This window comes from Aquibium microcysteis (assembly GCF_014495845.1).
Classification (GTDB): domain Bacteria; phylum Pseudomonadota; class Alphaproteobacteria; order Rhizobiales; family Rhizobiaceae; genus Aquibium; species Aquibium microcysteis.
Genome location: NZ_CP061080.1, coordinates 260723 through 283576, shown reverse-complemented (window position 1 = coordinate 283576; position 22854 = coordinate 260723). Strand labels below are relative to the sequence as shown.

23 protein-coding genes and 1 pseudogene are annotated in these 22854 nt (G+C 64.7%); 10 read left to right on the top strand and 14 right to left on the bottom strand.

Going from position 1 to position 22854, the window contains the following annotated elements; all coding sequences use genetic code 11:
* Positions 1-553: 553 nt before the first annotated feature.
* The 4 genes and pseudogenes from IAI54_RS01295 to IAI54_RS01280 form a co-directional block, all read right to left on the bottom strand.
* Entirely contained in the window at positions 554-3460 is a 2907-nt protein-coding gene (locus IAI54_RS01295) for a bifunctional diguanylate cyclase/phosphodiesterase (protein ID WP_187970643.1), read from the bottom strand.
* Positions 3461-3695: 235 nt separating this feature from the next.
* Positions 3696-4055: an ATP-binding protein gene (locus tag IAI54_RS01290; protein ID WP_187970642.1), complete on the bottom strand. Its 360-nt coding sequence runs from the start codon at positions 4053-4055 to the stop codon at positions 3696-3698.
* 10 nt (positions 4056-4065) lie between these two features.
* Positions 4066-4758, bottom strand: a complete 693-nt coding sequence (locus tag IAI54_RS01285; protein ID WP_187970641.1) for a histidine kinase dimerization/phosphoacceptor domain -containing protein — start codon at positions 4756-4758, stop codon at positions 4066-4068.
* Positions 4759-5645: 887 nt separating this feature from the next.
* A pseudogene (locus tag IAI54_RS01280) lies at positions 5646-6402 on the bottom strand (IS5 family transposase).
* 164 nt (positions 6403-6566) lie between these two features.
* Between IAI54_RS01280 and IAI54_RS01275 the strand changes: the two are divergent.
* Positions 6567-8159: a PcfJ domain-containing protein gene (locus IAI54_RS01275; RefSeq protein WP_187970640.1), complete on the top strand. Its 1593-nt coding sequence runs from the start codon at positions 6567-6569 to the stop codon at positions 8157-8159.
* Positions 8134-8376, top strand: coding sequence for a hypothetical protein (locus IAI54_RS01270; protein WP_187970639.1), 243 nt, complete (start codon positions 8134-8136; stop codon positions 8374-8376). Before IAI54_RS01275 ends, IAI54_RS01270 begins: the two co-directional genes overlap by 26 nt.
* Before the next feature lie 498 nt (positions 8377-8874).
* Here the strand turns inward: IAI54_RS01270 and chrA are convergent, their stop codons facing one another.
* The 6 genes from chrA to IAI54_RS01240 form a co-directional block, all read right to left on the bottom strand.
* Entirely contained in the window at positions 8875-10278 is a 1404-nt protein-coding gene (chrA, locus tag IAI54_RS01265; protein WP_187970638.1) for a chromate efflux transporter, read from the bottom strand.
* The gene (locus IAI54_RS01260) at positions 10275-11099 is read right to left on the bottom strand and encodes a chromate resistance protein ChrB domain-containing protein (protein ID WP_187970637.1); all 825 of its coding nucleotides are present in this window, start codon (positions 11097-11099) and stop codon (positions 10275-10277) included. The genes chrA and IAI54_RS01260 overlap by 4 nt, the downstream gene beginning before the upstream one ends.
* 115 nt (positions 11100-11214) lie before the next feature.
* A complete protein-coding gene (locus IAI54_RS01255; protein ID WP_420838285.1) occupies positions 11215-11931 on the bottom strand; it encodes a HoxN/HupN/NixA family nickel/cobalt transporter in 717 nt (238 codons plus the stop codon).
* Positions 11931-12371: a YqaA family protein gene (locus IAI54_RS01250; RefSeq protein WP_187970636.1), complete on the bottom strand. Its 441-nt coding sequence runs from the start codon at positions 12369-12371 to the stop codon at positions 11931-11933. Before IAI54_RS01250 ends, IAI54_RS01255 begins: the two co-directional genes overlap by 1 nt.
* 29 nt (positions 12372-12400) lie before the next feature.
* Positions 12401-13720, bottom strand: a complete 1320-nt coding sequence (locus IAI54_RS01245) for an MFS transporter (protein WP_187970635.1) — start codon at positions 13718-13720, stop codon at positions 12401-12403.
* Positions 13720-13995, bottom strand: coding sequence for a metal-sensing transcriptional repressor (locus IAI54_RS01240; RefSeq protein WP_187970634.1), 276 nt, complete (start codon positions 13993-13995; stop codon positions 13720-13722). The genes IAI54_RS01245 and IAI54_RS01240 overlap by 1 nt, the downstream gene beginning before the upstream one ends.
* Before the next feature lie 93 nt (positions 13996-14088).
* Here IAI54_RS01240 and IAI54_RS01235 point away from each other — a divergent pair, with 93 nt between their 5' ends.
* The 3 genes from IAI54_RS01235 (at position 14089) to IAI54_RS01225 (ending at position 15913) form a co-directional block, all read left to right on the top strand.
* A complete protein-coding gene (locus tag IAI54_RS01235) occupies positions 14089-14460 on the top strand; it encodes a hypothetical protein (RefSeq protein ID WP_187970633.1) in 372 nt (123 codons plus the stop codon).
* 114 nt (positions 14461-14574) lie between these two features.
* Positions 14575-15249 carry a HupE/UreJ family protein gene (locus IAI54_RS01230; protein WP_210321260.1) on the top strand — a complete coding sequence of 225 codons (675 nt, stop codon included), beginning with the start codon at positions 14575-14577 and terminating at the stop codon, positions 15247-15249.
* Between the two features lie 16 nt (positions 15250-15265).
* Positions 15266-15913 carry a transmembrane anchor protein gene (locus IAI54_RS01225; protein WP_187970631.1) on the top strand — a complete coding sequence of 216 codons (648 nt, stop codon included), beginning with the start codon at positions 15266-15268 and terminating at the stop codon, positions 15911-15913.
* Here IAI54_RS01225 and IAI54_RS01220 read toward each other — a convergent pair.
* A complete protein-coding gene (locus IAI54_RS01220) occupies positions 15897-16223 on the bottom strand; it encodes a helix-turn-helix domain-containing protein (RefSeq protein ID WP_187970630.1) in 327 nt (108 codons plus the stop codon). The two genes, IAI54_RS01225 and IAI54_RS01220, sit on opposite strands and share 17 nt — an antisense overlap.
* 330 nt (positions 16224-16553) lie before the next feature.
* On the opposite strand from IAI54_RS01220, the gene IAI54_RS01215 reads away from it, so the two are divergent.
* A complete protein-coding gene (locus IAI54_RS01215; RefSeq protein ID WP_187970629.1) occupies positions 16554-17060 on the top strand; it encodes a cytochrome b in 507 nt (168 codons plus the stop codon).
* On the opposite strand, the gene IAI54_RS01210 is transcribed toward IAI54_RS01215, so the two are convergent.
* The 3 genes from IAI54_RS01210 to copM are packed head-to-tail and all read right to left on the bottom strand — an operon-like array spanning position 17029 to position 18606.
* The gene (locus tag IAI54_RS01210; protein WP_187970628.1) at positions 17029-17508 is read right to left on the bottom strand and encodes a c-type cytochrome; all 480 of its coding nucleotides are present in this window, start codon (positions 17506-17508) and stop codon (positions 17029-17031) included. The genes IAI54_RS01215 and IAI54_RS01210 overlap by 32 nt on opposite strands.
* Positions 17509-17557: 49 nt before the next feature.
* Positions 17558-18184, bottom strand: coding sequence for a class I SAM-dependent methyltransferase (locus tag IAI54_RS01205; RefSeq protein WP_187970627.1), 627 nt, complete (start codon positions 18182-18184; stop codon positions 17558-17560).
* Between the two features lie 11 nt (positions 18185-18195).
* Positions 18196-18606: a CopM family metallochaperone gene (gene copM, locus IAI54_RS01200; RefSeq protein WP_187970626.1), complete on the bottom strand. Its 411-nt coding sequence runs from the start codon at positions 18604-18606 to the stop codon at positions 18196-18198.
* Positions 18607-18795: 189 nt separating this feature from the next.
* Here copM and IAI54_RS01195 point away from each other — a divergent pair, with 189 nt between their 5' ends.
* The 4 genes from IAI54_RS01195 to IAI54_RS01180 all read left to right on the top strand — a co-directional run bounded on the left by IAI54_RS01195 (position 18796) and on the right by IAI54_RS01180 (position 22720).
* Positions 18796-21282, top strand: a complete 2487-nt coding sequence (locus IAI54_RS01195) for a heavy metal translocating P-type ATPase (RefSeq protein WP_187970625.1) — start codon at positions 18796-18798, stop codon at positions 21280-21282.
* Positions 21283-21303: 21 nt separating this feature from the next.
* On the top strand, positions 21304-21702 hold the full coding sequence (cueR, locus tag IAI54_RS01190; RefSeq protein WP_126700827.1) for a Cu(I)-responsive transcriptional regulator: 399 nt from the start codon (positions 21304-21306) through the stop codon (positions 21700-21702).
* Positions 21703-21728: 26 nt separating this feature from the next.
* Positions 21729-22223, top strand: coding sequence for a hypothetical protein (locus tag IAI54_RS01185; RefSeq protein ID WP_235679216.1), 495 nt, complete (start codon positions 21729-21731; stop codon positions 22221-22223).
* Positions 22224-22312: 89 nt separating this feature from the next.
* A complete protein-coding gene (locus IAI54_RS01180; protein ID WP_187970624.1) occupies positions 22313-22720 on the top strand; it encodes a hypothetical protein in 408 nt (135 codons plus the stop codon).
* Positions 22721-22854 lie beyond the last annotated feature (134 nt).

Sequence of the window (22854 nt, the reverse complement as noted above, 5' to 3'; positions counted from 1 at the left end):
TGCAACAGACCACCCGCGCTGGTGACAGGCTCGCGCCCGAAGTTCTCCAGCCCTTCTGCTCGTGAAGCAGGCAGCCGACCTTCGGATCGTTCCTCTATGGCGTTTCATCCCCCAATTCCGGAGATCGCCGGCGCCTCGCCGGACCAGGATTCATCAGGGCATTCGCAGCACACGCTTGGAAGCCGAAGGGGATCTCGCTCCCACCGTCAAGCCGGGGCAGACAGCCACTGTGAGTCCTGTACGCCCTCCATAGCGTGAGCGGCCGGACCACATCCTCCTCTTGCTCAGGTTGAATGGATCGCCTTCGGCCAAGACATCGAGGCGTCATGGTCAGCAGGGCGCGCAGTGCGTGTCGAGCACGAACGCCATCCGCCTCTTCGTCAGCACGGGCCGCCGACGCTTCTTGCGGCCGTAATCCCGCCTCTCTCTCCGGCGGGCAATCGGAGTCCCGCAGCAGTTTGGTGGACTTCATTGGCACGTTGGCGATGCTGAACAGCAAGGGGCGGATTGTACCGGGGGCGGATAACCACTGATCGCTGGCGCCCTTACCCGGCTACGCCCTGCGCAGATGCTTTGGTCTTGGTCCGCGAATGTCTTCGACTTCCCAGTTCCCGAAGGGCTGAGCTGTCATGAGCGAAGGCACCGCGCTCGCCGCGATGGGGCGGCTGAAGAAGTACCCCTGCCCGATGGTGCATCCCCGAGCCCGAAGATAACGCGCCTGCTCTTTCGTTTCGACGCCTTCGGCAACCGTCTGCATGTTCAGACGCTTGGCCATCTGCAGGACAGCGTCCACCACCGCGGTAGCCTTGGCGTCTCCCCCTTCAAGCCTGTCGAGGAACGACTTGTCGATCTTGATCACATCTACCGGAAACTGTTGGAGGTGAGTGAGAGACGCATATCCGGTACCGAAATCGTCGAGCGCGACCATGACTCCCAAGGTTCGCAGTTCTTCGAGCATTCGCGACACTTCCGGACCGAGCTGTCCGATCAAGACACCCTCGGTCACCTCGATGTCGATATTCGCCAGCGAGTTCGCACAGGATGCAGCGTGCGCCTTAAGACGGGAAGACAGGCCCTGCAGTCGGAAATCGCCTGCGGAGACGTTGACCGCGATCCGGCCTGAGTCGATGCCGAGCGATCGCCAGTTCGAAATGTCCTCAAACACCCTCTCCAGCATTCGATCGGTGATCCTCACCGAGAGGTCAGCGTCGCCGAATGCAGCCTCGATCTGTGCGGGAGAAAGCACGTTGCCATCCGGCGATACGACGCGGAGAAGGGCTTCCCAACCCATGATCCGCCCTGACTGAAGGTCGATCTTCGGCTGGTAGAAGGGAACGACATGGTCGTCATCGAGTGCGGATCGGGCAAGGTCCAGCATTCGGGAGCGAAGCTCGGATGCCGCACGCAGGGAGGGAACAAACTCCTTGATGGTGCCGGGCATTTCACCCTTGGCCGCATAGAGGGCCAGGTCGGCGGAGATAAGCAGTTCACCTGGCTCCCTTGCGTCGCGCGGCCAGATCGCCACCCCCGCACAGAAACTGATCGGAACCCGCATGCCGTCGATCGTTGTGGCTGCCTTGAGGTTGTCCGCCAAGACCGTCGTCACCTTGCCGTAACCATCTACAGTCTCGAGATCGGGCAGGATGATCGCGAATTCATCGCCACCCAGTCGTGCGACCGTCGCGTCGATCGGAACGCTGTTCACCAGCCGCTGCGCCGTCTCCTCCAGCAGGGTATCGCCGGCGGCGTGGCCCAGTCTGTCATTCAGGCCCTTGAAGTCGTTGAGATCGATGGTGACCAGGCCAACGAAACGACCCTTCTCCTCTGCCGACTCGATCGCCGCGCGTAGCCGCGCGCGGAATAACGCTCGGTTGGGAAGCCTGCTCAAGGGATCGTGGTGCGCCGCCCAGTTCAGCTCCGCTTCGGCTTTCTTCTGCTGGGTGATGTCTAGCATCGAGCCGACTAGACGGACGGGAACGCCGTCGTCGTCGCGCACGATGACACAGCGGGACTTCACGTCGATCCAGTCGCCCGTCGCGACGAGGAATCGATACTCTTCGCTCCAATATTCAGCACCGGCCTCCAGGGCGTCGGACTGGCTGGAAAGGACGCGGGGCAGATCGTCTGGATGGATCCGGTCGTGCCACCAGCTCAGGTCCGTCCCACCTTGCAGTTCGGGGTAGCCCAGGACCTTCTTGTGTGCCCCTGCCCAGGTGGCTCGCTGATCGGCGAAAGACCAGTCCCAGATGACGTCGTTTGTGGCCCGAGAGGCCAGGCGGTAGCGTTCTTCGCTTGATCGCAGGGCATTCTCGGCGAGCACCTGTTCGTGGATGTCTTCGAGACTGCCGTACCAGGCGACGACGTCGCCCGCCTCATTGCGACGAGGGCGCGCACGTGCACGAAACCACCTGTAGCCGCCGTCTACGAGCCGGATGCGGTAACGAACATCGGCCATATCGCCATCGCCACTGGCTATGGCTTCGCGCCAGACCTTTCCGACGCTGGAAAGATCGTCTGGGTGCACCGGCCGTGCCCAGCCATCGCCCAAGGCCTCGGAGCGCGGCACGCCGACAAGCTCTTCCCACAGCGGCGCTATTTCCGTCACCCGGCCGTCGGCATCGGCAACCCAGGCGATCTGCGGATTGAGTTCCACATATGCCCGGTGATGATCTTCTGTCCGGCGCAGATGCTCAAGTGCAACGATCAGCCGTCGCTGCTCTTCGGCGCTAGCCCGCGCGAGGCTTTCCGAATGCCAGGTGAAGACGATCGCCGCGGAAAGAAGGATGAGGAATGCGACGACGACGACCGTTGCCAGTTGGTCCGGTGTTGCGGTTCCCTCGATATCCCAGGGCCCGGCGTGGCCGGGAAGGATGGTCACCCCCGACATGGCGATGAAGTGAAGGGATGTCACCGCCATGAACAACGGCAATGTCGCCGGCCACGCAAACGTAAGGTGTCGGGTTCTCTTGAACGTTTCCGCGCTCAGGCAAACGAGAGCGATGCCTGCGATCACAGCGACCAGCGAGGTCGCATGGTCGTGGTGAACTGTCCCAGCCACACGCAACGCCATCATGTCCACGAAGTGCGCGACGGCAATACTCAGCCCTACGAGCGACCCGGCCAGAAGCACCCTCTCCCGCTCACGGAAGCCGAGCATCCATCCCGTCATAGATATCGGGATGGCCAGCAGGATTGAGAGTGAGGCGATGGTCAGGTCGAAGCGGACGTCGAGATCGTTCCGATACCCAAGCATGGCCGTGAAATGCGTCGTCCAGACCGCCAGTCCGGTCACCAACCCCGCAAGGGCCAGCCATCGAACCCTCGATGCCTCGGCCTCGGGTTTGAAGGCATGTTGGGCGATCGCAACCGAGGTCAGGCTGCCAAGCGCACAGATGCCCGCCGCAAGCGAAACGAAGCGGAGATCATGCTCGACAGCGATCGTTTCGAACAGGGTCGACATCCCGGTTTTCCACGTAGGACCGTCGTCGGGAATATCCGACAAAGGTGATCGGAGTCTGAATCCGGCACTTCGTTGTTGAACAACCCGGAGTACGAATCCTCTATATGGTCCCGGTGTACGTCCGTTTCCTGTTCGCCCTTGCAGTATTTCGGTGGATGGGGCCTGTTGTCGCCAGCCTTACGCAAGGAAACACAAAGCCAAGCCAGGGCCCGCCCTCGGCAGCGTCTCGATCCCGTTACAGGCGTGAGCTTCGCCCTGGTGAGATCCGTGGCGCTATTGACTGCTCCTCGAACTCCAGGACGAACCGCGTCCCGCCGCCGTCGCGAGCGAGCCAGGTCGCGACGGCGGCGAGCTGAACGGCAAGCGCTTTGACGAGCGTCCTGCCGATGCCGTCGTCGGCCGCGGGATCGATCCCCACGCCATCGTCACAGACCGTGAGAGAGCGTGACGAGCCGTCTATTGCGAGAACGATCTCCACGCCTCCTCCCCGGCCCGCCGGAAACGCGTGTTCCAGCGCGTTCACGATCACCTCGTGCGCAATGAGGGCAAAGGACGTCGCGTGATCGAGCGGGACCGAGAAATCGTCGCCGCGCACGTCAATCGTGCTAGCCGGCCGTCCATGCGATTTTCAAGCGACCTCGCGAGGGCGGTGATAAACGGCAAGGCATGTAGTGACGCTGTGCAACCTCTTCCAGTTGGCCATGAACGGACGCGATCGCGCCAATTCGATCGCGGAGGTCCTTGAGACCGCCGACGGATTCGCCCTGACGCCGCTTTACGTGGAGTCCCACAAGGCTGGCGACCACCTGCAGGTTGTTCTTCACGCGGTGATGGACCTCGAGCAGAAGAAGCCGCTGGTGTTCGAGGGCGGACTGAAGCTCGGCAGTGGCAGTCTCGACCGCCGCCTCCATCCTTCGCCTTGCGGCAGCCGGCGAAGCCAATGCGAGAATGCGCGGGAGCAGAAATGTAAACCCCGCCGCAGTTGTCAGGGACACTACTGCAGTTGCCACCAGCATTCCTAGCTCTGCTCCCGAATGCGGCGATGAGGACCGCAAAGCGTGGAGTGCGTGCATCACGTGACTGATGCCGCATGCGCTAATGAACAGTACGAAGCCCACCCAAAGCCAACGATAGGGCAGCTCCTCCCGCCAGCGCAGGAAGACCACGGCCATGACCGCGGGAATCCAGAAATAGGCCAACGCGGTCGCAAGATTGGCGCCGAACGCAATCTCGCGCCAACGCGCGGGAGCCTCCCCTGAGGTGCAGATCGCATAGAGCAGCTGCAGCCACTCAAACACATAGTTCTCCGGGAATCGTTTTGGTGAATTTTGCCTCTCTCGCTCGCTTGCAGATGTTCCCATCGTGGTCAATTCGGCGGAACAGGTTCCGACACGTTCGACGGTGAATGGTTCCCGAGTCGGATCAAGTTCCGATCCGGCCCTCGCGCATCGAGGCTCCCTTCTGGTGGTTGGCGACTTTGATCAGCGGGCAAATGATGGCAACGCCGGCTGCCCCGCCAGTCGCGTGAAGCACGCACAACCTCAAGACCTCCACGACCAGGAGGCGCATCGCGAGCTCGTCAGGTCCTTCCAAGCCTTACTGGGAAACCTCAAGCCCACCATCGACGTGTGGCCTGACCGCATGGCAGGATCCTTCGCGCCTGCGCGAGGCTGTCCTGACGCGACAAGGCCTTGCGCGTCGTGTTCCCGATGGCATTGTGACGGTCAAGTCCGTACACCAAAGCGCAGCACTACGGATAGAAGGACCGGACCCCCATCCCGGCCCGGTGCTGGCACTTACGCAAGACGAGCCAGTTCGTCACGAAGGTCCTGACAGCACTTCAACAGGGCGTAGATCATCAGCCTCGCAGGATGAAAAAATGCGCGCCATCGGTGTTCGGCTGTCAGCCATAACAGCGACAACCGCGCACAAGTCGTTCCAGATCGACAGAGACCAACTTTGGGTCGGCCTAGTCGACAGAACGCTTATCCCGTTCGCACAGGCATGAAGCCGTGAGCGACGGCGGCTTGTCGCTATTCCAGCGCGCGGGGAACAGGCTGCTCATGGCCGCCCCACAGTGGAGGGCTGCCGAAGTGTCATCCGGTATCGCTAGGTATGGTGACCGCCTGTGCGGACCGGATGGGTTATCGGCAGTTTGCTTGCATGGTCTAGGGTCGAGACTCATTCAGACCCAGAACGCGACGAGGGTTGCGTGCGCCATGGCCGATAGGAAGTTTCGGGCGAGCTTGTCGTAGCGGGTGGCGATGCGCCGGAAGTCCTTCAGCCTGCAAAATGCTGCCTCGATGCGCCAACGCCCCTTGTAGCTGACCTGGTCGTAGTCGATCGGCACCTTCCGGTTCGAGCGCCCTGGAATGACGACATCGGCACCTTCGGCATGCAGGCGTCTGCGCGGCGCGTTGGCGTCGTAGCCGTTGTCGGCGATCAGGCACAGCGCACCCGACCGGCCGCGTCCATCAGCGGCTCGGCCATGGTGACGTCGGCGACGTTGCCGGCCGTCAGCCGCAGAATGGCCGGGCGGCCGAGAAGGTCCGTCACCGCATGGATCTTGGTGGTCTGGCCGCCGCGCCAGGGCCCGATGGCTTGCGCCTTCGCCCCCCTTTTCCGCTATGGGCGGAGCGGTGGGCCCTCACGTAGCTGGAGTCGATCGACGCCGACAGCGCAAGCACGCGCCTGGCAACAAGGGCATCAAGGATACGGCTCCACAGCTGCCGGCGAGACCAGCGATTGAAGCGATTGTAGATCGTCGTCGGCGGACCGTATTCGGCCCGGCAGTCCTGCCAACGGCAGCCGGGCTTCAGCACGTGCAGGATGCCGCTGATGACGCGTCGATCATCGACCCTGCGCGCACCCGGCTGGTTCTTTGGAAGGTGCGGCTCGATCGCCGTCCACGCCTCGTCGTCCAGGCAGACAAGCCTGCTCACCATCGCCCCCGTCGAAAAACGACGGCAGGGAATCTGATTTGCGACGGACCTTCAATACCCTGATTGGGTTTCGACCCTTGGACGGATGAGTCCGAGCGGACGCTTACTTGGTCAAAGCCGCCGGCCGAACAATTCTTGTCACGAGGACGCATCATGGGGAGAAGATGAATCTGAAGGCGCTGACCGACGCGCAGGTAAAGTACTTGCGCGACTACTTGGAAATGAACGTTTTCTCTGATGATAGCCCGGTCATCATGCCGCTGCTCGAGGCTTCAGTGGGTCGCATCCTGGCGCACCGCACGCGAGCGGTAGACCGCACGCTGGCCAACCGGGGCGACATCACCAAGAACGCCCAAATGGCTCACTTTGCCGTGCGCGCGGCGATATCGGACATGCCGCCAGACGCGCTCGATCACATCACCGACTGGCTCAAGGCCAGTTTTCTGACGGGCGCGGGATGGCTCCACAACGTCGACGGTCTAGGGCGACCGAAGAAGTTGATGAAGTGCAGCTCGATCGCTGACCTCGTGCGGGAGGCCGACAAGGCGATGGACCGCCTCAACGCCCAGCGCGCCCGAAGCCTAGGCGGGAACGACGAGCGGCACGTCGCCGACCTCGCGGACGGCTACACGCTCGTCAGGCTGCTGACCCCGGCGGCCCTCGATCTCGAGTCCAGCCGCATGCACCACTGCGTCGGTCACGGAGCGTATGACGGCGATGTCGAGTCAGGATACTCGGAAATCTACAGCCTTCGCGATCGGCTGGGGCGGCCCGTCATCACGATGGAGGTCGGCGCTGACCACTACGCGGACCTCGCCGGGGGACACGTCGAGAGACGCATCCGTCAGGTCCAGGGCAAGCGCAACGACGATCCCGCGGACGAGCATCTTGCGATCCTGAAGCCCTTCATCCTGGCAAGCGGCTGGGAGGGCGAGTACGGTTACTGGCCCCGTGTGAAGGACATCGCCGGCACGGTGCACGATCTCTATGACATCCCGGCCGGGACGCCGTTCAAGGACTTGCAGGTATGCGTGACAACCGACCACGGCGACATCACCCTGCCGGAGGGGCTCGTCGTCGAGGGCGAACTTGAGCTCAGGCCGTATAGGCGGCGTATCGAGGTCGGCGAGCGGACCAGCGTCGGCAGCCTCCGCATTCTGGTCGTGGACGGCGACGAACCTATGGTTCTCCCAGAGAGCCTGCAGGTCGCAGGCGAGATAAGCGCGCCGCCGGATGGCGAGGGGATCGTGTGCGTGCCGGCCCATCTAGCGGGCAAGGTGCGCAGACGGGAGGCGAGGCCGACCCTCGGAAGCACTCCCACCTTCGGAAGGTCAATCATGTGCTTCCGCGGCGCAGCAGAGCGCGAATGGACCGAACTGGATGCCGCCGAGCATATGAGGATTGTCGATGAATACCACTCTCGCGGATGGGAAGAAGTGCCGATCAGCCTGACCGCGCACCCAGTTGGGTGGAGAGAACACGCTATGCGCCAGATGGACGACCTCCGGGAATATTACGCGGCCGAGGCCCTTCGCCTCCCGGTCGTCCCTGCCATCGTCAGGGAACGCGCCCGCGCTCGAGTTCGACGCGTAGAAACGAGTGAATTGCGCGCCTTTGTCGAGAACGCCATCATCGGCGAGCCATGGCAGCCCCTTCTGGCGGGCATCAAACCATTGCCCCCCGCCGACACCGTGCCATTGTCCGACGATGACGACATGGACAGTGGACTTTATGGACCAGCAGGCCCCGCTCGATAGCATCCCCGACCTCGAGCCGCTGGTAGGCGGCCTGCGGCGGCGCGTCGAAGCAGCCCTCGCCAGCGCGCGCGATCCGGACACCCTGGAAGGGCTGGAGTGCGTGATCTACTCGGAGTCGGAAACCGAGTGGGGCATCCGGTTCGAAGGAACGCCCGAGGCCGTGCAATATGCGATGGACCTCGTCGGGGACCTGAAGCAGCCGGCAAAGGCGAACTGACTGGAAGCTTTCGAGCCGGGGACGCATGGTCCAAGTGTCGGCAGACAACGGGGCTTCCAGAAGGGTGGCTGCCGAGAGCGCACCCATAGAGGTCGGTACACCACGGTAAGGCGCACCCGTGCGGTGGAGAGGAGCGTTGGACGCGCGCCGGGTTTGGCTACGGCACGATCCGGCAGTCAGGCGGTTCAGCGGGAGGTCTCATTCGAGGCGGTCGATGTGATCAGGGACCCTAGCGGCACCATGGCAACGATGGCGGAGACATCACAGGAGGGAGGCTTCGGCCTCCCTTTTTGTTTTCGCCATCAGGTAGGAACCGCCACCAAGGTCCCCGATCGACCCCATTCCGGTCGTTCGGCCAAAAATTCTCCCACCCCAAAACCCGCCATTCACATGCTGGATGACGTTCAACGGCAGCGATGCGACAGCCGACTGCAAGGACTTGCGTTCCAATTCCCCTGAATGGCATCTCCCTTCCGCATAGCTCGGTCGCCGAGCCCGTTACCCGATTATCCTGAGACCAATTCCCGCCAGCGCGCAGGCGGCCAGCACCCAGCCCATCGATACGCCGAACCTGAATATCGCCAGCATAGCAGCCGCCGTCAGCGCAATCGCGGCCCAGTTGGCGCTGGAGAAGACCGGAACGTCGAGCGTCAGGCCGAGGACCCGGGTCTCCACGACCGTGGCGAACAGCACATGCAGCGCGAACCAGATCGCGAGGTTCAGGATCACGCCGACCACCGCTGCCGTGATCGCGGACAGCGCACCGGAGAGTGCGGCATTGCCGCGAAGGCGCTCGACGAAGGGCGCGCCGAGGAAGATCCACAGGAAGCATGGCACGAAAGTCACCCAGGTGGTGAGCACGGCGCCGAGCGTCGCCGCCAGCAGCGGGGCGAGCCCGCCGGCGTCCCGGTAGGCGCCGAGGAAGCCGACGAACTGGACGACCATGATGAGCGGTCCGGGTGTCGTCTCGGCCATGCCGAGCCCGTCCAGCATCTCGCCGGGCCTGAGCCAGCCATAGGTCTCGACAGCCTGCTGCGCGACATAGGCGAGCACCGCATAGGCGCCGCCGAAGGTGACGACGGCCATCTGGCTGAAGAACAAGGCGATGCGGGAGAACACATTGTCCCCGCCAAGCGCGGCGACCAGCGCGACCACCGGGACCAGCCACAGGGCGAGGAAGATCGCCGAGATGCGCAGCGACCAGCCGATATCCGGCCTGGCATGCGCAGGAACGCCTTCGCCGAGCGCCGATTCCGCGTCGGACAGGACGGGACCCGAGCTCGCGCCATGGCCGCCGCCGACCTTGAAGGCGACCAGCCCAGCGCGCCCGCCAAGATAGCCGATCACGCCCGCGGCGAGCACGATCAGCGGAAACGGTGCGCCGAGGAAGAAGATCGCAAAGAAGGAGGCCGCGGCGATGGCCAGCATCAGATTGTTCTTCAGCGCACGCTTGCCTATGCGCTGGACGGCGTGCAGCACGATGGCCAGCACCGCCGCCTTGAGGCCGAAGAACAGGCCCTCGATCAGCGGCACGTTGCCGAGGAGAACATAGAGGTAGCTCAAGGCGAGAATAGCGACGAAGCCGGGCAGGATGAACAGCGCCCCGGCGACAAGACCGCCCTTCGTCCTGTGGAGCAGCCAGCCGATGTAGACGGCGAGCTGCTGCGCCTCGGGGCCGGGCAGGAGCATGCAGTAGTTGAGCGCATGCAGGAACCGGTTCTCGCCGATCCACCGCTTCTCCTCGACCAGGATGCGGTGCATGACGGCGATCTGGCCGGCGGGACCGCCGAAGGAGAGCGCGGCCACGCGTGCCCAGACTCGCACTGCCTCGGAGAATGGGATGCCGTGGTCGTGGGCCGCGGAGCCGGGGGCGACAGTCGTGGTTTCCTCTGCAGTGCTCATGGCTTGCCTCCGGCCTTGGCCGAAGGCCAGTTGTGCGCCTCGCCCGTCGCGTCGCGCGCCCAGCGATAGTAGGCGTCGTAGAGCGTCATCCCTGCTTCGAGCTGGGCGAGATCCTCGGAAAACATGCGCGACATACCGAGCGATGCCGCCAGCAGGCCCGCCGCTTCCGGTTCCAAGTCGAGGCGGGCGGTGTCGGCGGCCCGCACGATCCGCGCCAGCCGCAGCAGCGGCACGGTCGCGAGGCCGAACTCTTCGACCATCACATCGAAGGTGCAGAGTTCGCCGCGATGGCTCCAGAACACGTTCTCGATGTCGAAGGGTGTCGCACCGAAGCGCTCGGCGACCGCTTCAACCTCCTGCGGCGCGACGAACAGGAACACCGCTTCCGGATCGACAAAGCGGCGGACCAGCCAGGGACAGGCGATGCGGTCGATCTTGGGCCGCGCCCGGGTCACCCAGATCGAGCGGCCGTCCCTGTCGCGGGGTGGGATGCGCTCGGCAGGCACGACAGGATGACCCGCCGCCGTCCAGGCCTCGAAACCGCCTTCCAGCGCCTCGGCTTCGATACCGCCGTGACGAAGCCAGGCGGCGACGCCTTCGCTGAGCTTTCTGCCTTTCTGGCAGATGACGATCGCGGACGAAGCGTCCAGGCTGCCGCTCCAGTCCGAGACGGACGCGTGCGGCCTGCGGATCGACCCGGGGACCAGCTGGGGATCTGCGGCGAAGTCTTCATCGGTCCGGACGTCGATCAGCGCCGGACAGCCGGGCGTCCCGAACAGGCGGGCAAGCTTGTCGACGGAAATGGTGGTGGGAGATGGCATGGCGCGTCCTCCGTTGCCGGGTTGATGGACGCGATTCTTGGGCCGGAGCCTCGTGGGGAGACCGCGGTCCCCATGAATGCCTTGTCGCGCCGACGACACCGATCTGTCAAGCGTGTCAGCCGCGGATCGCATTCGCCGCGACGATCACCAGAACCAGTCCGGCGAGCACCTGGATCGAACGCGTGACCGCGTCGACGGCGCGGGGCCGCGTGGCCAGCAGACGCAGGAGCTGCTGGCGGAACAGCACGGCCGCAAGTGCCACCGTGCCGAGAACCATTGCGACGCCGATCATCATCACCGCCGCGAAGGCGACGCCCGCCTCCGGCACGCCCCGTGAGATCGCGAAGGTCATGACGAACAGGGTCAGTGGGCATGGGATCAGCCCGGCGGCAAATCCTGCAGCCACCCCCTGGCCGTGGGCGTGCCCGGTTCCACGCAATCCTTGGCCGAGCATCCACAGGCCGATCACCCCGAGCAGCCCACGACTGATGTCTTCCAGCAGCGGCGCGCGGCCGACGCTGCCGAGCGCCACGGAGACCAGAGGCAGCGAGAGCAGTGCGATCAGCACGGACATGCCGACATGGACGAAGGAGAGCACCAGCGACACCGCCAGCCCGCGCGGCACGCTGGCGGTCGAGCCAGTCAGATACGTCGCCAGCACCGCCTTGCTGTGGCCCGGCGTCAGCGCATGCACCGCGCCGAACAGGATTCCCATCAGCAGATAAGCGGCGAGCAGCGTCCAGTCGCCCGTCTTCGCGAAGTCGCCGATCCGGTCGGCGAAGGCGAGGTAGATCTCGCGCTGGATGGCGACGAGGTCCTGGAACAGGCCCATCATTCGAGCACGCCAAGCGTGGCAGCAGCGAGCACCACATATCGCGCCGTCTTGGCGATGGTGACCAGCACGACGAAGCTCCACAGCGGCTCGCGCAGGACTCCCGCGGCAACCGTCAGCGCATCGCCCCCGATGGGCGCCCAGGAGAGAAGCAGGCTCCAGCGACCCCACTTCCGGTACCATCCCGTCGCCCGGCCGAGCGAAGCCGGACCCACGGGGAACCATTCTCGGTCGCGAAATCGCTCGACGCCGCGCCCGAGCGCCCAGTTGACGATCGCGCCGAGCAGATTGCCCAGACTGGCCACCGCCACCAGCAGGACCGGTGAATGGGTACCGGCGACGAGAAGCCCCACCAGCGCCGCCTCCGACTGCGCCGGAAGGATCGTTGCCGCGACGAAGGCGATGGCGAACAGGCCACCCAGAACGGCGAGGTCATCCATCGCGACAGCGTCGGACGCGTCCGCCGATCTCACCGCGCATGCGGCCATGCGGAATGCAGGTCGTCGATGACATAGGCGTGGGCGTGGTTGTTGCGACCGTCGGCGATGCCCTCGTTCCAGTGCGGATGGCCGGCGGGCAATCCTTCATGCGAATGCTCGACGATCTCGGGATCGTCGGCGGGCCAGAGCCATGCGGCTGTCGCGACGGCACTTCCCGCGATCAAGGCCAGGATCACCGACGTCGCCGGAAGCCCGAAGGCCGCGCCCGCCCAGCCCGCGAGCGGATAGGTGATCAGCCAGCAGGCATGCGACAGCGCGAACTGGGCCGCGAACAGCGCGGGGCGGTCCTCCGCGTGCGACGAGCGCCGCAGGAGACGCCCTGATGGAGTCTGCGCCATCGAATAGCCTGCGCCGATGATGAACCAGAGCGGCAGCAGCCAGCCATAGGACGGGATCGCGGCCGCGATCAACGTGGCAACTGCCAATGCCGATGCGCCCGCCAGCATTGCGGTCCGGTCCGGGATGCTGTCGAGAAGCCGCGGAAGGACCAGCGCCACCAGCATCGAGCCGCCGCCGAAGGCCGCCAGCGCCAGAGCCGTGTCGCTCTGGCCGAAACCAAATGTGGCTTGCACGTAGACGACCGTGTTGACGATCACCAGCGCACCCGCCGCTGCCACCGCCATGTTGATCGCCAGCAGCCCGCGCAGGCGCGGCGTGGCGAGATAGATGCGGATGCCGCGGGTCGTGCGGTCATAGATGCCGCGCGGGATCGACGGTTTCGGGCTCGGCAGCACGACCGAGACCACCAGTGCCGCCGAGACGAGGAAGCCGACGACCGTTCCGGCGAACAGATTGTGGTAGGAGATGACGGTCAGCAGTGCCGCCGCCAGCATCGGGCTGACGAGGCTTTCGAGATCGTAGGCGAGCCTCGAAAGCGATAGCGCGCGGGTGTAGTCCTTCTCGTCCGGAAGCACGTCCGGGATCGTCGCCTGGAAGGTCGGCGTGAAGGCGGCCGAAGCGGCCTGCAGCACGAAGATCAGGACGTAGATCTGCCAGACCTCGGTGACGAAGGGCAGGAACAGCGCCACGCCTGCGCGTACCAGGTCGAGCACCACCAGCATGGCCCGGCGCGGCATGCGCTCGGCGAAGGCCGATGCTATCGGCGCGACACCGACATAGGCGATCATCTTGATGGCGAGCGCCGTACCCAGCACCGCTCCTGCTCTCTCGCCAGCGAGTTCGAAGGCAAGCAGCCCCAGCGCGACAGTCAGCAGCCCGGTGCCGAGCAGCGCTATCACCTGCGCGGCGAACAGATGACGGTAGGTGCGGTTGGCGAAGACGGCCAGCATCACAGGTATTTCGCGATTTCCCTGAACTCGTCGACCGAGCCGCGCTGTTCGAGCGATAGCGGGCCGACAGTCTCATCCAGGCAGTGGTCGAGATGATCGTGGATCAGCGTGCGCTTGGCCTGCGCCACCGCCTTCTCCACCGCATGGAGCTGCTGGGCGATATCGAGGCATGGCTTGCCGCCCTCAACCATGGCGACGACGCTGCGCAGGTGGCCTTCGGCGCGCTTGAGCCGCTTGACGATCGCAGGATGGGAGGCGTGACGGTGATCGGACATGATCCCCTCCTATCCTCCCCCTGGGGATAGTGTCAAACACGTACTACCTCCCTGCCTTTACCTTGCCTTGTCCGTGCGCTTATACCGCTCGGGATGATGCCGGATCGAATCGCGACCGCCAGGACCCTGCTGATCTGCCTGCTTGCGCTGGCGGTGCTGGGGTTCCGCGCGCCTGTCACCGATCCTTCCGGCCTGACACAGATCGCGTCGGTCGCGAGCGACCATGTCGGCCATTCGCACGATCATCACGGCCATTCCCACGACGACGAGGACGAACTGTCCGCGACCTCGGGCCATGACCACGACCGTTTCCATGTCGGCGATCACAGCCACGACACGCCGGCGGCCGCCGTGCTGATCGGCTTCCGCTTCGGGTCCCCGAAGGACCAGGGTCCCGGCACGCCGGACGACCGCGTCGCCTCGCGGCCTACCTCACCCGGCGACCGACCTCCCCGAACGGCATGATGGACTGACTCCGGCTTCGGCCGTCATCCTTCACTGTAATTTCGGAACGACACCATGACATCTCATCCGCCCGAGGGCGGACGGTTCGCCGCGCGCGATCCGTTCGTCCTCCCGATGGCCATCCTGTCGGTCGTCCTGGCCATGCTCCTGTCCACCGGCCTCGCCGCGGCTCACGCCGTCGCCGAGGGGGACAAGGGCTACATCCAGGAGATCTACGGGGTCCACCTTGTCCCGTTCATGTATCTCGGGGCCAAGCACATGGTCACCGGATACGACCATCTGCTGTTCCTGCTGGGGGTGGTCTTCTTCCTCTACCGCCTGCAGCACATCGCGATCTATGTGACCCTGTTCGCGATCGGCCATTCGACGACGATGATCCTCGGCGTCTGGTTCGGCTGGAACGTCAGCGCCTACCTGATCGACGCGATCATCGGCCTCTCGGTCGTCTACAAGGCGCTCGACAATCTCGGCGCCTATCAGCGCTGGTTCGGGGTCCAGCCGAACACCAAGGCAGCCACGCTGATCTTCGGCTTCTTCCATGGCCTCGGTCTCGCGACCAAGATCCTGGAATACGACATCGCGCAGGACGGGCTCCTGCCCAACCTGCTCGCCTTCAATGTCGGCGTCGAACTCGGCCAGCTGATCGCGCTCGCCATGATCCTCATCGCGATGGGGTACTGGCGGCGCACCACCAGCTTCTGGAAACACGCCTACACCGCCAACGTCCTCATGATGACCGCCGGGTTCGTGCTGATCGGATATCAGCTCACCGGCTATTTCGTCGCCTGAACAAGGAGAACCTCAAATGTACAATTCCGACACTCCCACCCGCGCCGAACTGCCGACCTCGGCCCAGCTTCTGAAATCGACGATCATCGCAATCGTCGCGGCTATCGCAATCCTCGTCGCGATCGTGCTGCCCTCCGAATACGGCATCGACCCGACAGGCGCCGGCCGTGTGCTTGGACTGACCGAGATGGGCGAGATCAAGACCCAGCTCGCCGAGGAAGCTGAACAGGATCGCATCCGTGACGAGCAGAATGCGGTACCGACAGCACCGGCCGCTCCGCAACAGGGTTCTAACCTTCTCGACCGCATCTACGCTGAGTTCCTCGTCGGCACCGCCCACGCACAGGAGACGCGCACCGACGAGATGTCGGTGACGCTCGCGCCCGGCGAAGGCGCGGAGATCAAGCTCGTCATGGTCAAGGGCGCGCAGGCAAACTTTGCCTGGACCGCCAATGGCGCCCTGGTGAACTTCGACACCCACGGCGACGGTGGCGGCGAGAACATCTCCTACGAGAAGGGTCGCGGCGTCGCCGAGGACGAGGGCGTGCTGGAAGCCGCCTTCGACGGCAATCACGGCTGGTTCTGGCGCAACCGCACCGACGCGCCCGTCACCGTGACGCTGAAGACCAGCGGCGCCTATTCCGACATCAAGCGGATAATCTGACCTCTTCGCGCCGCGTGGCCAGGCGCCGGTATCCCGCCGGTGTCGGGCCAACCGCCGCGCGGAAGGCGCGCTGGGGCTGGCCGCTGTAGCCCGCGAGCAGCCCCACGAGCGCAAGCGGTGTGTCCGTTTCGGCAAGCAGCCGCGTCGCCAGATGGACGCGTGCGGAGGCGACGATGTCGCCCAGCGTCCAGCCCACTTCGGCCAGCCGTAGCTGAAGCGTTCGCAGGCTGAGCCCCACTGCGCGGGCAATGTCGGCCGTGCTGTGGCGTCTCGTCGGTGCACCGAGCTGTTCTGCAAACAGTTGCGCCACATGGGGATCGATTATGCTTCGCCCCGCGTAGTGCACGGCCGGGACCAGTCCGTCGCCCTATTCTGAAGGAGCCTCGGGGTAAGGCGTGAATCCTTGCCAAGAGGTTCTCCAGATATGGGTCTGGGCGGCCGGGAAGTCTGGTTCACCGAGCGCGGACGCGTCGTCGAAGCTCAACGCGGCACCCTGCGCCCATGCCCCCTAGAATGCCCAGGATCAAGCCTGCCACGGCGCTCTCCTAGACCAAGCGGACTGGTTCGGGCGCTCTGCTATCGGTTTACCGCTCGAAAAGGCGTTCGTGGCAGTTTCGTCTGCCAACATGGGGCTCAACCGATGACCGCATACTCGAAACTGCAGATTGGCGTCCATTGGGCCGTGGTCGGCATGATCGCCGTCCAGTGGACAACGTCTGGCGCTATTCCGCGCACGCACAATCCGCTCCTTCCGGCCGCGCCAGTGGACCTGTTTCTGCATGTGGTCCACAACTACAATGGTATGGCGATCGGTTGCCTCGTCCTCGTCCGGATTGCTCTGCGGTTGTCGCGGGGCACCGACGGACCACAGCCTCGCCGCATACCGATGGAACTGGCGGCGCTTGCGGTTCACTGGGGCATCTACGCCTCCCTGGCCGGACAGGCCGCGACGGGGTTCATCGCCTCGTATCTTTGGGGACCGGCCGCGGGTGTCCACAAAGCGATCTGGAACGTCACCCTCGTTCTGATCGCTTTGCATGTGACGGCTGCCGCCTGGCATGGCTTTCGGCGCGACGGCGTGGTCGGCCGGATGCTGCCCCTATGGACGAGAACGATCAGCGACGAGCGTCAGCGTCCCGTTCGTTGAGGAGGTCGTGGCGTCGACGGATGTCATCCGGCCATTGCGCCTTGATGAAGGAGAGCACGGCAATGATCTCGTCGTCGTCAAGAACGCCTTCGAACGCAGGCATCCGCGTCTTGTAATCCGGCAGGTTCGCCGCGACCCCCACGCCAACCTTTGTGATGTCAAAGAGAAGGCGATCGGGATGATGCCAGGTGTGCCCGGTGGCGTCGTGTGGTGGTGCGAGGGCAAAGCCTTCGGCGTCGCGGCGCTGCCAGACCTCTGCCTGACCCTCCAGCGACGCGCCGTGACAGGAAGCGCAGTGGATGCCGTACAGCTTCGAGCCCATGGCAACGAACGAGACATCGTCCGGCTTCAGGATCCCGGGGGGCGAGGATCGGGCCATCCCCCATACGCCGAGAGCGACACCAATCGCCAAACCCGTCGCAATCAATCCGATGGCACGGAGCGTCATGCGACGCATCCAGGATCGCTCGTGCTCAACGTTTTCTGGCCCAAGCAGATCAACTCACCCTCGCCAGCACGCTGAACTTGAACGCCTGCGTCGACCCCAAAGGGGTCTGATGCTCATGACGCATACTGTTCACGAGCGTGAACCGCGGACCGAGCGTCGCGGCGAGGGTTTCAGGGCTGTAGCGCTGCACTGGCAGCCCGCTGCAGCGTTCCGGGCCGTCAAGGGCGAAGGTCGCGATGATGGCGTGTCCGGTGTCTGAAAGCGCAGCGTCGAGCGTCTCGACATAGGCGGCCCGGTCCGCCTCGTCGGTGAGGAAGTGGAACGCTGCGCGATCATGCCAGACGTCGTATCGCCGTCCGGGCTTCCAGGTCGTCACATTGGCAACGATCCACTCGACGCGATCGGCCTCGCTGCCCATCGCAGCCTGGGACCGGGCAATCGCCTCGGCAGACAGGTCGAGCACCGCGACGTGCCCGAACCTCAGCCGAAGAGCATGGGCGGCGAGGCGGGACGCCCCGCCACCCACGTCGATCAATGAATCCTTCGGTCCAGACAAGGCCTTGATCAGATAAAGCGAGACCGTGGGCGTCTCCTCGAACCAGCTGACGCCGGCCTCGCCCTTCTGGACATAGGCCTCGTCCCAATGTCGGCGGTGGTCGAGATCGCTGGCGTCCACACCGAGTCTTCCTACTTGCGGTTCTTCTCCAGCCAGGCCTGCATTTCCGCGATCTCGCGTTCCTGCGCGGCGATGATCGCCTCGGCCAGCGCCTTCGTCTCCGGATCGGCGCCATGTTCGAGCGCGACCTTCGCCATGTCGATCGCACCCTGGTGATGCGGGATCATCTTGAGACGGAAGTCGACGTCTGCGTTGCCCGTATATTCGACGGCCATGCCCTGCATCATGTCCGTGTCGGCCTGCTTGAAGGCCTTGGTGGACTCGGAGTCGCCCTCGGCGGGCATCATCGATTCCATCATGGACTGCATCTGGTCCATGTTCATCATGCCACCGCCATGGGCGCCGTGGTTCATCTGTGCCCAGGCGACTGCTGCCACCGTGGTCAGCGCGGCGGCTGCCGCGATCGTCTTCAACGTCTTCATGGTAGTCTCCTTCGACATCCTGCCGGGGACCGTCGGCGATACGCGCGGGCGGTCCTGGACTCCGTCCGGGGGACGGCATGTGACCAATGTCCGCCTTCCAGCAGGTGGAAGGTCAAGCCCAAGATAGTGCTTGACCTTCCAGTGACTGGAAGCGCGAAAGATGTGCCATCTTAACAGGAGGCGACGACGATGCCCTCTCACAACCCTCATGCCCATCACGCACCTGCGCCGCACGCCGAAGGAGAGATCGTGCGCGATCCGGTCTGCGGGATGACGGTCGACCCGGAGGCAGGCAAGCCGAGCGCCCAGCACGGCGGACGCATGTTTCACTTCTGCAGTGCTGGCTGCCGCACCAAGTTCATGGCCGAACCGGACGCCTACCTTACCGCTACCGATCCGGTCTGCGGGATGGACGTGGATCGTGCGTCCGCAGAGCACTTCCACCGCCACGAAGGCGAGAAGATCTACTTCTGCTCGGCAGGCTGCAAGGGCAAGTTCGAGGCAGAGCCCGCGCGCTATCTCGGTGATCGGCCCGCCGCAGCGCCAATGCCCAGGGGCACCCAGTACACCTGCCCGATGCACCCGCAGATCGTGCGCGACAAGCCGGGCTCCTGCCCGATCTGCGGCATGGCGCTCGAGCCGATGGGCGTGCCGACAGGCGACGAGGGTCCCAACCCGGAGCTCATCGATTTTACGCGCAGGTTCTGGGTCTCCGCTGTCCTGTCGCTGCCGCTGCTCGCCATAGCCATGGGGCCCATGCTGGGCATTCCCGTTCGCGACTGGATCGGGGAGTCCCTGACCGCGTGGCTGGAGCTGGTGCTTGCGACGCCCGTCGTGCTGTGGGCTGCGATCCCATTCTTCCACCGTGGCTACGAGTCCTTCGTCAACCGAAGCCCGAACATGTGGACGCTGATCTCGATCGGCGTCGGCACGGCCTATCTCTACAGCGTCGTCGCGACGTTCTTCCCCGACCTCTTCCCGCATCAGTTCCGGGGGCATGGCGGCTCGGTTCCTGTCTATTTCGAGGCGGCCGCCGTCATCGTCGCGCTGGTCTTCCTCGGCCAGGTCCTGGAGTTGCGGGCACGCGAGCGGACCGGGTCGGCGATCCGCGCCCTGCTCGACCTCGCGCCGAAGACCGCGCGCCGCATCGCGGCCGACGGCTCCGAAGCCGACGTGCCGCTGGACGAAGTCAAGCAGGGCGACCGCCTGCGCGTTCGCCCTGGGGACAGCGTTCCCGTCGACGGCAAGGTCGTCGAAGGCCGCACGTCGATCGACGAATCCATGATCACGGGTGAACCCGTGCCAGTGGAGAAGACGCCGGGCGACGCGGTTACCGGAGGAACTCTCAATCGCAACGGCACGCTCGTGATCACCGCCGAGCGCGTCGGGTCCGAGACGATGCTGTCGCGGATCGTCGAGATGGTCGCCAAGGCCCAGCGCTCGCGTGCGCCGATCCAGGGGCTCGCCGATCGCGTCTCGTACTATTTCGTGCCGACCGTGGTGCTGGTTGCCATCCTTGCCTTCGTCGTCTGGGCCCTGTTCGGTCCCGAACCCAGCATGGTGTTCGCCATCGTGTCGGCCGTGTCGGTCCTCATCATCGCCTGTCCCTGCGCGCTCGGCCTCGCCACGCCGATGTCGATCATGACGGCGACCGGGCGCGGCGCCCAGGCGGGCGTGCTGATCAAGGACGCGGAGGCGCTTGAGCGCTTCGCCAGCGTCGACACGCTCATCGTCGACAAGACGGGCACACTGACCGAAGGTCGTCCGAGACTGACGGACGCAATTCCGGCCGAAGGATTCCATGCAGGTCAGCTTCTCTCGCTTGCCGCCTCGCTCGAGCGCGGCTCGGAGCATCCGCTGGCCGAGGCGATCGTCGAAGGCGCATCTGAGCGCGGCGCGACGGTGCATTCGGCCTCCGAGTTCGAGGCGGTCACGGGCAAGGGCGTCAGCGGCACCGTGGAGGGCCGGAAGGTGGCGCTCGGGAATGCCGCCATGATGGCGGACCTTGGCGTCGCAATCGACGGCATCGTCGGACAGGCCGACGCCCTGCGCGCCGAGGGAAAGACCGCAATGTTCGTTGCCGTCGATGGAGCAGTCGCCGGCTTCGTCGCGGTCGCCGATCCGGTCAAGGCAACGACCGTGGAGGCGATCCGTGCCCTGCACGACACGGGCCTCCGCATCATCATGGCCACCGGCGACAATGAGCGAACCGCAAGGGCCGTCGCATCGAAGCTCGGCATCGACGAGGTGCGCGCCGACATGCTGCCGGACGGCAAGCAGCAGCTCATCGAAGAGCTCCAGGCCAAGGGGGCGAAGGTCGCGATGGCGGGAGACGGCGTCAACGACGCGCCAGCGCTCGCGGCAGCCGATGTTGGCATCGCCATGGGGACCGGCGCGGACGTCGCGGTCGAGAGCGCGGGCATCACCCTGGTGAAGGGCGACCTCAACGGTATCGTGCGGGCGCGCACGCTGGCCCAGGCGACGATCCGCAACATCAAGCAGAACCTCTTCTTCGCCTTCGTCTACAACGCGCTCGGCGTGCCCGTCGCAGCAGGCGTCCTCTATCCCGTCTTCGGTACGCTGCTCTCACCCATGATCGCGGCGGCCGCGATGAGCCTTTCGTCCGTATCCGTCATCGCCAACGCGCTCAGGCTGCGCACCGTGCGGCTCGGCTGAACCCATCAGGGAGAACTCGCCATGAACATCGGCACCGTCTCGGTAAAGTCCGGCCTCCCGGCCAAGACAATCCGCTACTACGAGGACATCGGCCTGATCAGGCCGGATCGTCGCGACAACGGCTATCGCGATTATTCGATGGAGGACGTGCATCGGCTGCGCTTCCTCCAGCGCTCGCGCAGCTTGGGCTTCTCCGTTGAGGAATGCCGACAGCTTCTGTCGCTCTACAGCGACCGTGACCGTGAGAGCGCCGAGGTGAAAGCGCTCGCATCGACGAAACTCAGCGAGATCGAGCGCAAGATCGTGGAGCTCCAGGGCCTGCGCGACATGCTCAGGCACCTCGTCGCCAATTGCCATGGAGACAACAGGCCGGAGTGCCCGATCATCGACGGGCTGTCGGGCAAGGCTCCCGTTCACTAACGCGGCAAGGCCGAGGATTCTGCGCCATGACGAACCCAAAGAAAGGACATGGCGCTGCGGTGAGCGATCCACGTTCGCTCATAAACGCCCCGGAGCTCCCGGTGGCGATGTTCTCCTTCCTGTTGCACTTCGTCTGGGAGTTTCTGCAGGTGCCGACCTATGCGGGCATGGCAGAGATGGCGCACTGGCAGGGCATCAAGCTCTGCACGTCCGCGACCATCGGTGACGTGGGGTTCGCCCTGACAGCATTCTGGACTGCCAGCCTCGTCGCGAGGACACGTCACTGGATCGGCGACCAGGTCGCGCTTCCGGTTCTCGTCTTCCTCGGGACGGGGATCGCGCTGACCGTCGGCTTTGAGTTCTACTACACCCAGGTCACCCAGCGCTGGACCTATTCGGACCTGATGCCGCTCGTTCCCCCATTCGGGACGGGGTTGAGCCCGCTCCTCCAGTGGATTGTGATCCCGCCGCTAGTTCTGTGGCTCAGTCGACGATACCGGGCCAGCAGTGCTGCCCGGTAGAACTGCGAGTGATCACGTTCCCTCATCTTCGCCCTCATCCGGCCGTTGATGCTTGACTTGCGGATGCGACCTATGGCGGAAGTGAAGGTATGAAGGATTCGAGCAGACATGGCGGAGTGAGGGGGGCGGTCGTTCGCGCGCTTTTCGCCGTCGCCATGCTCGTCGTTTCCTCGCTTCAGCCCGGCATGGTCGCAATGGCCAAGTCGGCGATGCATCCCGCGCAGACCGAAACTCTGCAGCAGATCGAAGACCACGACCACGATGCCGCTCACGGCGATCATGCCGTCGAACAGCCATCGTCTGCAAATGACGCGAGCCATCACGGCGGCACGACAGCCGCCGACCTCTGCTGTGACATGCACTGCATGCCAGCCACAGGCGCCCCGCCGTGCCTTTCCGATCTCGCGCATCCGCCCTCAGGAGCATTCGGCCGTGTCGCATCCGGTGCTTTGACGCCGGGCGAGACGCACGGTCTGATTCGTCCTCCCCGAACCTGATCTGACCCGGAGCGCCGTGTGGCGCTGAGGCACCCGTGCGTCCGCGCATGGGCCATCCTTCCCTGTCAGTTCCAAGGTTCAACATGCGAATTCCAGCGATCGCGGCGCTCTTGGCGTCGCTCTCAGCAGCAGGC